The organism is Nicoliella lavandulae (assembly GCF_037546185.1).
Classification (GTDB): domain Bacteria; phylum Bacillota; class Bacilli; order Lactobacillales; family Lactobacillaceae; genus Nicoliella; species Nicoliella lavandulae.
The window spans coordinates 556,581-570,233 of sequence record NZ_JAWMWH010000001.1; the positions used below are offsets into that span (position 1 = coordinate 556,581).

A 13,653-nucleotide genomic window follows, 5' to 3' on the forward strand; every position below is an offset into this window, starting at 1 on the left:
GCGTTCTTTTTTATTTGGTATTAACGCGGTCAACCATGTGTTGATAAATGCGTTTAACATCTGCAGTGGTTCCGCGTAGTTCATAGTTATCTAAATATGGAAATCCGTATTGATCAGCATAGCGTCTAGCGGTTAAACAATACTGTTCGTTAAAGTTTTTATTACCGCTACCAATGACGCCTAAACAGAGGTTACGGTTGTTTTCATAACCAATGTATTCACCAAGTGTATTGGTCATTAGTTCTTTGACCCCGTTATCAATTCCATTACCACCATCTAAATAGGTAGGAACGAAAGCAAAATATGGGCTGGTTTCGACTTCAAAATCACTGGCATCACTAATTTCAGTTGGTTCAATGGTTGGCAGCGTGTGATTAGCTGCATGTTGTTGATAAGCATATTCGACCAAATCATTAATAAAGCTACGCGTATTCCCACTAATTGAAATAAACAAAGCCCGCATCGAATTCATAAAATCACCTTCTTAGTACTTATATTTTACAGTGGTTGAATCCAAATAAAAAGGCTGGTGTTAAACAACACCAACCAGTCTATTTAGATTTTCCTTGCTTAGCTAAATCAAGCGTTGATGCTTTGATTTTAGGCTTAGCTTCATTTAAGTTAGTTACTTCGAACCAGTTAATAAATGAATTTTCATAATCCAAAATCTTAAATTCAAAATTCATAATTTTAATGACTTTACCAACTTTCAAGTCATCATAATTGTCGATAATGTAACCAGCAATGGTTACGATATCGGAGTTATCAAAGGCTTTGATATCAGTATTAAAGTACCGTTCAAAGTCATAAGTGGTTAACTTACCATTAACTTGATAAGTTCCCTTTGGTTGCTTGAAGATGTATTCATTCGTAGCAGGGTCAATTTCATCCCGAACCGTTCCAAATAATTCTTCATAGATATCCTTATCGGTAATAATTCCAGAGGTACCACCATATTCATCCACGACCACGACGATTGGAGCCCGGTTCTTGATCATTTGTTGAAGGACTTCAGTAATCGGTGTGGTTTCAGACGTGGTTGTGATATCACGTAGCAACCGATCGATTCCGATGTTTGGATCAACTCGAGATTGACGAACAATATCGTAGTTATAAACATACCCTAAAATGCGATCCTTATCATTATTGGCAACTACTGGGATTCGGCTAAATTTCTTTTGTAAGTAAAGCTTCATTGCATCCTTAACGGTAGCGTTAATGTCTAATACGACTAATTGAGTCCGGTCGATCATAATATCCTTTGCAACCTTATCATTTAAGTCAAATGCTCGTTGCATATATAGGTAATCATTTTTTTCAAGTTCACCGGATTGAACGGCATTTTTAGATAGCATTAAAATTTCATTTTGTGAATATGAATCATCATTTTCGTCTGCCATCTTAATTCCCATCATTTTAACCACCGCACCGGCAGAAATGTTTAGTAGCCATACGAATGGATAGAATAAGGTGTGAAGATAGTGAAGGGGACTAGAAACAATATCTAACATTTGTCTTGGCTTATCAGTACTAAGGTTTTTTGGTACTACTTCAGTAAAGACCACTTCCAAGTAGGTCAATAATCCAACCCCGATAATTACACTAATTCCACGTGCGGATGCTTGGCCAATATTTACCAAGTTAAGTACGTCGGATAATAGATGGTCGATGAATGGTTCACCAATCCAACCTAAAATAATTCCAGCTAATGAAACTCCCACCTGGGTAGTGGATAAGTAATCGTTTAAATGGGTAACCATGTAAATCTGTCGATCTAATTTTTTGGGATTACCATTCCCATTGGCTTTGTCGTCCTCTAATGAACTTAATCGCGTTTGGACTAACGCAAATTCACTCCCAACGGAGAAGGCAGCGAAGAAGAATGTGATTAGAATAATTATTAATTGTATTCCACTAGACAATAAAGTTCCCTCATTTCTGAATCTACTATATTTAAAGTTAATACTACTATTATAACGCTAAGATATTAAGATTAAAATAAATATAGCCCCACCAAAATGACTTTTTTATGAACTTAATGCTGTTATTAAAACATCACATGTTATTTCTTATAACATAAAATTGAAAAAAACGGTAAAAACAGTGGTAAATAATTATTCTGGTGTTATAATATCTTACATAAAGATTAAAAGGATGTGGCGATGATGAGTTTAGGGAGTACGGTGTTTGTTTTAATTTCTGCAATTTTAGTATTATTGATGACTCCTGGATTAGCATTTTTCTATGGAGGCCTAGTTTCAAAGAAAAACGTGGTTAATACCATGTTTTTGGTCTTCTTAATGACTGGGATGGTTGCGTTAATGTGGATTTTGTTCGGGTATGGTTTTTCCTTTGTTGGGAATGGGGCCTTTATTGGTGACTTTAAACATTTCTTCTTAAATGGAATTGATTTGAACTCACTTCAACCTACTAAGATTCCAACTGGCGTTTACATGCTATTTCAGATGATGTTCGCAATCATTACCCCCGGGTTATTCATTGGGGCGATTGTTGGTCGGACTAAATTAAAGTTTATTCTATTGTTCATCTTTATTTGGTCCATTGTTGTTTATTATCCAATGGTACATATGGTTTGGAGCACGACTGGTTTTCTAGCTAAAATGGGTACTCTAGATTTCGCTGGAGGAACCGTTATTCATATTAATGCTGGGGTAACCGCCTTTGTGTTAGCAAAATTAATCGGCAAACGACTTAATTATGGTAAGAAAGTTCAAGCATATAGCGTTCCACTAGTTTTGATTGGGACTACGTTACTTTGGATCGGTTGGTATGGTTTCAATGCCGGTTCAGCCTTAGCAATTAACAATATTGCAATGCAAGCAGCTGTAACCACTACGGTAGCTACTGCTGCGTCAATGATGACATGGTTTGGATTAGATACATTCTTCAATCGTAAGCCAAGCTTAATGGGCGTTTGTACTGGAACTCTATGTGGACTAGTTGGGATTACGCCGGCCGCAGGATATGTAACGGTTGCGGGTGCCTTTTGGATCGGAATCATTGCTACGATTGCTAGTTATTGCTTTGTTAACTACATTAAACCGCGGATTCAATTAGACGATACCCTAGATGCATTCGGATGCCACGGAGTTAGTGGAATGGTTGGTAGTGTTGCTACTGGGTTATTTGCAACCAAATTAGCTAACCCAACGATTGCTAACAATGGCTTATTCTATGGTGGTGGTTTGCACCAAGTGTTGATTCAACTAGGCGCAACTATTTTTACGGTTGTTTTCGTTGCTGTAGCAGCATTTGCAATTGCTAAGTTAGTGGGTATGATTACGCCAATGCGGGCTTCACGGCAGGAAGAAGAAGAAGGAATGGACCTTTCAGAACACAGCGAAGTGGTTGATGATGCTGTGCACATTAAATAATTGTTAATTTAGTTAACAGTGATTTAAATGCGTCCTTTTATTTATGTTATAATTATCTTATATAGATTTAGAAATTATTTCTGAATAGGAGGGTGCTTAAGTGAAGGTAGATAACTATGTTCCAAAGGACAAACGTAAACAAGTTCCTGAAAAACGAGTAAAAAGTTTAAAGAAATTAAGTAAGGTAGCGATTGTGACATGTTCATTAATGTACATCTTTTATTTCCCACAAATCATCGCTAACTTCCGTGGTGAAACTGGTTCACCAATTCAATATGCAATTGCGACGATCAATGCGTCCCTTTGGGTATACTATGGTTGGGCTAAGACGTACCGGGATTGGCCACTAATTATTTCTAATATTCCTGGAGTTATTTTCGGGTTAATTACATTTATCACAATTTATATTCATTAATATTAACGATTAAAAAATAGGTCGATTGATGCTGCATTTAAGTAGCTTCAATCGACCTATTTCTTTAATTTTTTAGTGGTATTGATGTTCTAATTCATAAACTAGTTCAGGATCATCACCATTACGTTTATTTTGATTCAATGCATTAATTGCTTGCATTTCAGTATCTGATAGCTTGAAATCATAAACATCAGTATTTTGTTGAACTCGTTCAGGCGTGTTGGACTTAGGGATGATTGCCACTCCCCGTTGTAAGTGCCATCTTAAAATAACTTGGGCGACTGATTTACCATGTGCGTCAGCGATTTTTTGGATGGTTTCATCTTTTAACGCTGCTCCCCGACCAAATGGGCTCCAAGCTTGGGTTAGGATGCCTGCTTGTTGGTCGAAGTCGACCATCGTAGGTTGGCTAAGGTAGGGATGCAATTCAATTTGATTTACAACTGGCATTTCACGAGCCTTAGTTTTGAGCAGTTCTAAATGCGCCCGGTGGTAGTTGCTGACCCCAATGGATTTGATCTTACCGGCGGCCTTGGCATCTTCTAGGGCCCGCCAAGTATTGAAAAACTCAGAGTGAATTGGCCAGTGAATTAGCACTAAGTCAAGGTAGTCAGTTTGGAGTCGTTGTAGTGATTCATCAACGGCTTTTAGCGTTGATTCATAACCTTGCTTATTTTCTGGAATCTTAGTGGTAATAAAGATGTCATTACGGTTGATGTGGTTATTTTTAATGGCTTGGCCCAAAACCGCCTCGTTATTATATAGTTGAGCGGTATCAAAAAGCCGATAACCATTTTCGTAAGCCGTTTTAATTGCTGCATCCATATCAGCTTGTTCGGTAATTTTATAAGTTCCAAAGCCTTCCATTGGAATTTCATTACCATCCCGTAATTTAAAAGTATCTTGAATTGAATTGAGCATTTAATTTCCTCCTTACACTTTATAAGAATATGATAAGACATGTGGTTTTATGACTGCAAACATTATCACTTTTAAGCTAAAATATTATACAATAGGTATTAAAGTATACATTTAGGAAGGGTGGTCGTATGGCTATCGATTGGCGAAAAGTTGATGCTGATCGTGGATTGACTGAAAAAGAGGTTCAATCTAGGATTAAGGCAGATGAAATTAATCATTCGCCGAAAACGTTGACCAAAAGTGTTGGTCAAATTATTAAAATCAATACGTTTACATTATTTAATTTAATTAACGTTGTGCTTGCGGCATTTGTTATTTACACCGGCAGTTATAAGAACTTGTTGTTCTTAGTGGTGGCAGTCATCAATACGGTCATTGGTTCGTTTCAAGAGATTCGTTCCAAGCGCCAAATCGATAAGATGACCTTGTTATCGCGTGATAAAACAACTGTAATTCGCGATGGTAAAGAACTTACGATTGATCCGAATCAAATTGTAGTGGGCGATGTGATTCAACTAAAACGTGGTAGCCAGGTTCCAGTTGATGGAATCGTGTTGACCAATGGGGCACTAGAAGTTGATGAATCGCAAATTACCGGTGAATCAGACTCAATTTCAAAACAAGCCGGCGATGAAATAACGTCTGCTAGTTCGGTCGTTAGTGGTAGCGCTAAGATGGTCGCAGTTAAAGTCGGTGCGGCTTCATTTGTGAATAAGATTTCAGCCGTGGCTAAAGATGATGGAGATTCCAATGGTAAAATGTTGAAACTCATTAATAAAATTATCCAAATTTTGACGTTTATCATCATTCCATTAGGGATTATTCTCTTTACTTCTAAGATTTTACGGGGAAGCGATGTTAACAACGCGATTTTAGGAACAGTTGCATCTGCCACGGGGATGATTCCAGAAGGATTAGTATTACTTTCATCGATGACATTAGCAGTATCCGCAATGAAATTAGCTCGTAAACGGGTGTTGGTACGTAATTTACCAGTTATTGAAACCCTAGCGCGGGTGGATACCATCTGTTTAGATAAAACGGGAACGATTACAAGTGGTGAATTAGCCTTTAAGAAGGTGGTTCCGTTTGCTAATCATTCAGTAGAGCAATTGGACACCATTATTGGTGCTGCCGTTCATCAAATTGGTGATGACAATGAAACCGCGATGGCATTAAAGGAAGCATTGCCAGATCCTGGATGGCAGGCGACTGAAATTCACCCCTTTTCATCCGCTCGTAAATGGAGTGGGGCCACTTTTGATAATGGTAGCTACATGATCGGAGCTCCGCAGTTTGTAGTCGATCAACTAGATGCCCATCAACAAGCAACTGTTAAGGAATACGCAGCTGCCGGCAATCGGGTCTTAGCAGTTGCTAAAGCGGACCGCTTCGATGGAGAACATCCCGTTAATGCTGAACTATTAGGATTAATTTTAATTTCAGATGTTATTCGACCAAATGCTGAAAGCACATTGAAATTTTTTGCATCCCAAGGCGTTGATATCAACGTGATTTCTGGGGATGATCCAGTAACGGTATCTAGCATCGCCAAACGGGTGGCAATTAAGGATGCTGATAAGTACATTGATATGTCGACCGTTGGTGATAATCCAGATTATGATCAACTGGTTCGTGACTACACCGTGTTCGGCCGCGTTACACCCAACCAAAAGCGTGAGTTGATCAAGGGGTACCAAGATAATGGCCACACCGTTGCCATGACTGGGGATGGGGTCAATGATATGCCAGCATTAAAACAATCTGATTGTGGAATTGTAATGGCGTCTGGAAGCGAAAGTGCTAAGAGTATTGCCAACTTCGTGTTAATTGATTCTAACTTTGACTCAATGATCGATGTTTTAAAGGAAGGACGCCGGGTCATTAATAACATCGGGAGCGTGGCTTCGCTATACCTAGTAAAAACCATCTACTCCACGATTTTGACGATTCTATTTATTTTTGCGACGCATGACTATCCATTCTTGCCGATTCAATTAACCCCAATTTCTACATTTATGGTGGGAATTCCATCGTTCGTCTTGGCATTTGAACCTAACTACCAACGGGTTACTAACCAATTCATTACTAAGATTATTGAAGTGGCCGTTCCAGTTGCGTTAAGCATTGTATTTTACGTCTTAGCCATTTTATTTGCGGCTCGCTACTGGCCAATGAGTTATGCACAAACTTCGACTCTAAGTGTTTTGGCTACTGGGATTTGTTGTTGGATCGCGTTAATTATGGTCTCTAAGCCGTTGAATCCGTTCAAGATTTCAGTAGTAGTTGTTACGGGTCTAATTTTTCTATTTACGTTCTTTGTAGTAGGGAACTTCTTCTCGTTAGTATCAATATTTGTCAGCCCATTATGGATTGTAGCACTATTGATTGCACTGAGTGCTTATCCGTTGATTATCGGCTTTCAAAAGATTGAGCATCAATTGATGCAATTAAGGAAATAATTAAAAAAGCAATTTTTACTGTTCAACGACCGTAAAAATTGCTTTTGTTTTGGAATGCGTTTACCTTATAAAATAATAATTGTAATCATGGTAAACTAGTAAGTATTTATTATGCACAGAAGGAATGATCAAAATATGGAAATCGCATTTGACCAGGTCGAACCTTACGTAAAGGCCCGAATGCAAAATGACAGCACTGGCCATAACTATGATCACGTTGAGCGAGTAGTAAATAACGTTCAAGCCATCATTGTTAATGAATCCAAGGCCAATGCACTAGTCGCATTAACCGCGGCTTATCTCCACGACTTAATTGATGATAAGTTAGTTGATGACCCCGAACAACAAATTGCGGTTGTAAAGCAACAGCTTGCTAAATGGCATTATTCAGAAGATAAGATTGACCAAATTATGGATATTATTGAACACATGTCATTTAGTAAGAATTTAGATCACCAGTATCACTTATCGATTGAAGGGCAAATTGTTCAAGACGCTGATCGCCTAGATGCGATTGGTGCAATTGGAATTGCGCGGGCCTTTTATTATGGCGGCCACTTTGGTGAAAGCATGTATGACCCCATGATAAAACCCCGCCAGCAATTAACTCCTGAAACGTATCGTCAACCGACTACGATCGTTAATCATTTTTACGAAAAGTTATTGCGGATTAAGGACACGTTAAATACTGATACCGCCAAAGAAATGGCCCGGGTCCGGCAACGAGTGATGCAAGAATTTTTAACTGAATTTAAGGTTGAGTGGGGGAGTTAGTAGTTAGTGATCAGGCGAATGACACCATTACTAATTAAAACCACCACTAATGAGAAGAATAAAATTCCATTGACCGTTGTACTGAAAAGATGTAGCCAATTAATGTAAATACTCCCCACCCCTAGGAGAGTTGCAAAGGAAGTAGCAACGATAATTAGGCCAATGATGATAATTAGCCCAAATTTAATGTGGGTTAAATCAGCATCGCTTAAATCAAACCCACCAATTGAGATGTTACCAGCAATAATGATTAGGACCGGGAGTTTCCAAATGCGATCCAGTTTAAATATTTGCCAATCCATTTGAAAGTTGGGAAGGGCATGCATTTGTTGAAGCAACGATGGGGTTAGTAGGGAAGTAGCGATAATTAGAGCAATTGCACAACCAAAGATGGGGGCAATCCCGATAAATAGATTTCCGGTGCGTTGATAACTGCTTTTGGCATTATAGGAATGATTGACGTAGCCTAATTTATTATCGCCGTCACCATTAGGCACATGAAGGAGGCGAAATCCGGTAATCTTGTGGCCGAACAGGAGCGCTACAATTAAGTGGCTAAACTCGTGGATGACCACCCCGAACCAGCCAAAGAAGATCTGGCCCCGTAGCCCGTAGCGATTAGCAATTAGTTGCTTGCAGCTATGGCTGATCCGTCTTAAACAAATGATGAATAGGATTGGGAAAACAATGACTTCAATGATGGCGGTTAGATTATTTTGAATTAATAGTGAACCAATATTTTCCATCATGATTAGTTATCCGTGGCAATGTCTGCAAATTCAGCATGCACTAATTGTTTTAAGTCTTCTGCATTAACTTCCACGGACCGCCCGATTTTACCAGAAGAAACTAAGATATTACCCTGCTTTTGGGCAGAAGTATCAATGTAGATTGGGTATTGGAATTTTTCCCAAATGCCAATGGGGGTATTGGCACCATGTTCGTAACCAGTAGTCTTTTCGAGCTCCTTTAGTGGGACCATATTCACCTTTTTATTGCCAGAAACACGGGCGAGTTCTTTTTCGTCCAAATGCTTATCAATTGGCACCACGCCAACGACAGGGCCGGTGGCCTTACCACTTAACACTAGGGTCTTATAGACCTTGTGTTCATCCACATCGCCATGCTGGACGTCCATTTGAGCAACGTCACCCTTCATGTGGGTTTCAAAGACAAATTGTTTATAATCCACTTTGGCCTTGTCTAAGATTTTTTCAACTAGCGTTTTTTTAATTTTATTTTTTTTCGACATATTTAATAACCACCTTTTATTTATATTTTAGCATATCCCAATTTTGGTTTTTAAAAAGCCAACTAGATTCTGTTATACTAGAATAAATTATAATATGAACGTTTTGAGGAGTGTAAAATGGCAGATTTAGTTTATCATAAAGTGATGCAAGATTTAAAAGCCAGAATTAGCCGGAACGAATTTCCCAACAACCGCTTGCCAGATGAACGTTCTTTAAGTGAGTCTTATGGCGTTAGTAGAAGTTCAGTTAAACGGGCATTAGCTTTTTTGGCTGATCAAGGAATTATATTTAAAAAGCGGGGGTCGGGGACCTTCGTTAATCCATTGTATATGAAATCTAAAACCATCTTTCATTATGATGGTTCCAATATCGGTATTACCGATAGTATGGAAAGTAAAGGGGAGACCCCCCAGATTAAACTGTTGGATTTTAAAGTGGTGCCAGCAAGTGCTGATCTGCAACAGGACTTGTTTTTACAACCAGATGAATTTGTTTATGAAATTAAACGGTTGCGGTCGTTTGGCGACCAACCATTTATGATTGAAACGGGATATATTCCAATTCAAATTACCCCTAAGCTGACCAAACAGATTGTGTCAGGTTCAATTTTTAATTATTTAGAATCAGAAGTTGGTAAAACGGTGACACGGTCATTTATGTCGATCATGGCTGAACCTTCAACTGCAGACGATCAAAAACTATTGGGGTTGAAACCAACGGAACCAGTTGGGGTAATGGAAGGCATTTTCTTTTTAGATGACGGGACGCCGTTTGAAGTATCGAACATGCGCTTACATTATAAGTATTTGAAGTATAATACGTTTGTGCAAATTAGTTAAAAAAGGTTAATTATTCCCATAAAATGTTGGACTATTTAACCGTTTTCATTCATAATATAAGCAACGATTAATAGTGAGCTGAGCAATTGGTGCGTATCAATTTGCAAAAAGGTTGACTTTTAATCAAAATCTATTATCATAGTGTTTGTAAATAAAATTAGTCCTTTGTGATTAATTTTATGAATGACGTTATTAATCTATGTATTTAAATTACTAAAGGAGTGTTATTAATGGCAGAAAATTTCGATTCCAAAGAATATTTGGAAGAAGTTGACAAGTACTGGCGTGCTGCTAACTACTTATCAGTAGGTCAACTTTACTTGCGTGCCAATCCATTATTAAAGAAGCCTTTGACTTCTGATGATGTTAAAGTTAAACCTATCGGACATTGGGGTACTATTACTTCCCAAACTTTCATTTACGCACATTTAAACCGTGCAATTAAGAAGTACAACCTTAACATGTTCTACATTGAAGGTTCCGGTCATGGTGGCCAAGTTATGGTTTCCAACTCATACCTTGATGGTAGTTACTCAGAAATCTACCCTAACATCTCACAAGATGAAGAAGGTATGGCTAAATTATTCAAGCAATTCTCATTCCCAGGTGGGGTTGCTTCACATGCTGCTCCTGAAACTCCAGGTTCAATTCACGAAGGTGGAGAACTTGGTTACTCATTATCACACGGTGTTGGTGCTATCTTAGATAACCCAGACGTTATCGCTGCTACTGAAATCGGTGATGGTGAATTCGAAACTGGTCCATTAGCTGCAGGTTGGTTCTCAAGCAAGTTTATCAACCCAATCACTGATGGTGCCGTATTACCAATCATTAACTTAAATGGTTTCAAGATTTCTAACCCAACTCTATTAAACCGTATGTCAGATGAAGAAATTTCTGATTACTTCAAGGGATTAGGCTGGAAGGCTTACTTCGTTGAAAACGGAAATGACTTCGATGATCACATGGCTTACCACGAAAAGATGGCTAAGACTTTAGATACTGTTGTTGAAGAAATCAAGGCTATCCAAAAGAACGCTCGTGAAAACGAAACTCCAGATAACGTTAAGGAACCAATCTGGCCAGTTATTGTTCTTCGTACTCCTAAGGGTTGGACTGGTCCTAAGAAGAACCTTGAAGGCGAACCAATCGAAAACTCATTCCGTGCTCACCAAGTTCCACTACCTATTGATGCCAATGATATGGAACATGCTGACATGCTTGTTGACTGGTTGAAGTCATACAAGCCAGAAGACTTCTTAAACGATGATGGTACTATCAAGCAAGAAGTTATCGACATGGCACCTAAGGGTGACCAACGGATGGCTATGAACCCTATTACTAATGGTGGTCTTAAGCCAGAACCATTGAAGTTACCAGACTACCGCGACTTCGCTGTTGATATTGCAGCTGAAGGTCACGGAAAGCCAGTTGCTCAAGACATGGTTGTATGGTCAAACTGGTTAGGTGAAGTTGTTAAGTTAAACCCAACTAACTTCCGTGCATTTGGTCCTGATGAATCAATGTCAAACCGTCTTTACGGTGTGTTCGAAAACACTAACCGTCAATGGATGGAAGAAATTGAAGAACCAAACGATGCTTACATGGCTAACCATGGTCAATTAATTGATTCTCAATTATCAGAACACCAAGCTGAAGGTTGGTTAGAAGGTTACGTTCTAACTGGTCGTCATGGATTCTTTGCTACTTACGAATCATTCGGTCGTGTTGTTGACTCAATGTTAACTCAACACTTCAAGTGGTTACGTAAGGCTGCTGAACAACCATGGCGTAAGCAATACCCATCATTGAACTTTGTTGATACTTCCACTGTATTCCAACAAGATCACAATGGTTACACTCACCAAGATCCAGGTATGCTTACTCACTTAGCTGAAAAGAAGCCAGAATTCATTCGTGAATACTTGCCAGCCGATGCTAATACTTTATTAGCTGTTGGTGACGTTGCATTTAGAAGTTACGAAAAGATTAACTTAATCGTTACTTCCAAGCACCCACGTCCACAATGGTTCTCAATTGAAGAAGCTACTAACCTTGTTCACAATGGTTTAGGTTACGTAGACTGGGCTTCAACTGACCAAGGTCAAGAACCTGACGTAGTTATCGCTGCTGCTGGCACTGAACCTACTTGGGAATCATTAGCTGCAATTTCATTATTGCACGACCAATTCCCAGAAATGAAGATTCGTTTTATCAACGTTGTTGATATCTTGAGACTTCGTTCACCTAAGTTGGATCCTCGTGCTATTAGCGACGAAAAATTTGATCAATTATTTACTACTGATAAGCCAGTTGTATTCGCATTCCACGGCTTTGAAGACATGGTCAAAGGATTCTTCTTCGATCGTCATAACCACAACTTACACGTACACGGTTACCGTGAAAATGGTGATATTACTACTCCATTTGACATGCGTGTTCTTAACCAACTTGACCGTTTCAGTCTTGCTAAGGAAGTTGTTAATGACATCCCAGAATACTCAATCAAGGGTCAATCATTCGTACAACACATGGACGATATGATTGCTAAGCACAATGCCTTTATCCGTGATGAAGGTACTGACTTACCAGAAGTTAACGACTGGACTTGGAAGCCTTTAAAGTAATTTCATCTCGATAATTACAATTAAAGCATAATTAAAAAGTTCCGGACCATTTATGGTTCGGAACTTTTTTTACATAATGAAGTCATCAGGCAGCGGGGCGGTGATAAACTTAGTTTGCATGTAAAAGGGGCGAATTAAAGTTAATTCAGCTGAATGTAATTGGAGTGGGGCCGGACTACCTTCGTTGTACAACGGATCGCCAACTAATGGATGACCAATGGATGCAAAATGGACTCTAATTTGATGCGTCCGCCCGGTTTCTAGTTCAATTTTAACTAGGGTGCGATTTACGTCGCGTTTTTGAACTGTAAAATGAGTAACCGCTGGGGCAGCATTGGGTCCGTTGATCTGACGTTTGCGTTGGTCGGTTGGATCGATTCCGATTGGCTGGTCAATGGTTCCACGATCTTGATTGATAATCCCTGTAACCCATGCTAGATAAGTGCGTTTAATTTGTTTAGTACTAATCAAGCGCGTTAGAATGGGGACAACTGATGGATTCTTACCGAAAATAATGGCTCCAGATGTTTGTTGATCTAATCGGTGAATTATATATGGAACTTGGCCTTGTGGCTTTAGATAGGCAGCAACATGGTTAATGGTAGCGCCTAATTCACCCGGTTGATTAGGGTGGGTTTTATCACCTCGTCGTTTATTAACGACAATCAGGTCGTTGGTTTCATAAAGGGGTTCAACGCTTTGCGCATCATCTGGAGTTGGGATTTGAACCTGGTGAAAGTCCTGCGCTTCAAACGTTAAGTCGATGCTGGCACCTTGTTCCACTGTAAAATTCATGGGTAAGTAATGTTGGTTGATTTGAACGCGCTTTGCTTTGCGCAGTTGATAAATGAGATGTTTAGGGATTAAAAGTTGTTGCTTTAAGATAGTGCGGACATCACCAGATTTAGTAGCGGTGAGGTGGTAGTGCCAACTCAATTGAATCACGCTCCTTAATTTTTAACTGAAA

General features: G+C 39.1%; 12 protein-coding genes. 6 read left to right on the forward strand and 6 right to left on the reverse strand.

Annotated features, from left to right (window positions below):
* Positions 1–10: 10 nt before the first annotated feature.
* Both nrdI and R4146_RS02560 read right to left on the reverse strand, forming a co-directional pair.
* Positions 11–472, reverse strand: coding sequence for a class Ib ribonucleoside-diphosphate reductase assembly flavoprotein NrdI (gene nrdI, locus R4146_RS02555; protein ID WP_339959882.1), 462 nt, complete (start codon positions 470–472; stop codon positions 11–13).
* Between the two features lie 79 nt (positions 473–551).
* Positions 552–1,922 carry a hemolysin family protein gene (locus R4146_RS02560; RefSeq protein WP_339959883.1) on the reverse strand — a complete coding sequence of 457 codons (1,371 nt, stop codon included), beginning with the start codon at positions 1,920–1,922 and terminating at the stop codon, positions 552–554.
* Positions 1,923–2,165: 243 nt separating this feature from the next.
* Here R4146_RS02560 and R4146_RS02565 point away from each other — a divergent pair, with 243 nt between their 5' ends.
* Positions 2,166–3,395, forward strand: a complete 1,230-nt coding sequence (locus tag R4146_RS02565) for an ammonium transporter (protein WP_339959884.1) — start codon at positions 2,166–2,168, stop codon at positions 3,393–3,395.
* A gap of 100 nt (positions 3,396–3,495) precedes the next feature.
* A complete protein-coding gene (locus R4146_RS02570) occupies positions 3,496–3,810 on the forward strand; it encodes a SemiSWEET family transporter (protein WP_339959885.1) in 315 nt (104 codons plus the stop codon).
* Positions 3,811–3,882: 72 nt separating this feature from the next.
* Here the strand turns inward: R4146_RS02570 and R4146_RS02575 are convergent, their stop codons facing one another.
* Positions 3,883–4,731: an aldo/keto reductase gene (locus R4146_RS02575; RefSeq protein WP_339959886.1), complete on the reverse strand. Its 849-nt coding sequence runs from the start codon at positions 4,729–4,731 to the stop codon at positions 3,883–3,885.
* Between the two features lie 128 nt (positions 4,732–4,859).
* Here R4146_RS02575 and R4146_RS02580 point away from each other — a divergent pair, with 128 nt between their 5' ends.
* On the forward strand, positions 4,860–7,193 hold the full coding sequence (locus tag R4146_RS02580) for an HAD-IC family P-type ATPase (protein WP_339959887.1): 2,334 nt from the start codon (positions 4,860–4,862) through the stop codon (positions 7,191–7,193).
* 135 nt (positions 7,194–7,328) lie between these two features.
* A complete protein-coding gene (locus tag R4146_RS02585) occupies positions 7,329–7,967 on the forward strand; it encodes an HD domain-containing protein (RefSeq protein ID WP_339959888.1) in 639 nt (212 codons plus the stop codon).
* Here the strand turns inward: R4146_RS02585 and R4146_RS02590 are convergent.
* Together R4146_RS02590 and ybaK are read right to left on the reverse strand one after the other, a co-directional pair.
* On the reverse strand, positions 7,964–8,716 hold the full coding sequence (locus tag R4146_RS02590) for a zinc metalloprotease (protein WP_339959889.1): 753 nt from the start codon (positions 8,714–8,716) through the stop codon (positions 7,964–7,966). The genes R4146_RS02585 and R4146_RS02590 overlap by 4 nt on opposite strands.
* Before the next feature lie 2 nt (positions 8,717–8,718).
* On the reverse strand, positions 8,719–9,219 hold the full coding sequence (ybaK, locus tag R4146_RS02595) for a Cys-tRNA(Pro) deacylase (RefSeq protein WP_339959890.1): 501 nt from the start codon (positions 9,217–9,219) through the stop codon (positions 8,719–8,721).
* Between the two features lie 117 nt (positions 9,220–9,336).
* On the opposite strand from ybaK, the gene R4146_RS02600 reads away from it, so the two are divergent.
* Together R4146_RS02600 and R4146_RS02605 are read left to right on the forward strand one after the other, a co-directional pair.
* Entirely contained in the window at positions 9,337–10,059 is a 723-nt protein-coding gene (locus tag R4146_RS02600; RefSeq protein WP_339959891.1) for a GntR family transcriptional regulator, read from the forward strand.
* A gap of 230 nt (positions 10,060–10,289) precedes the next feature.
* The gene (locus tag R4146_RS02605; protein ID WP_339959892.1) at positions 10,290–12,686 is read left to right on the forward strand and encodes a phosphoketolase family protein; all 2,397 of its coding nucleotides are present in this window, start codon (positions 10,290–10,292) and stop codon (positions 12,684–12,686) included.
* A gap of 69 nt (positions 12,687–12,755) precedes the next feature.
* Here the strand turns inward: R4146_RS02605 and R4146_RS02610 are convergent, their stop codons facing one another.
* Positions 12,756–13,631, reverse strand: a complete 876-nt coding sequence (locus R4146_RS02610; RefSeq protein ID WP_373695331.1) for an RluA family pseudouridine synthase — start codon at positions 13,629–13,631, stop codon at positions 12,756–12,758.
* Between the last annotated feature and the right edge of the window lie 22 nt (positions 13,632–13,653).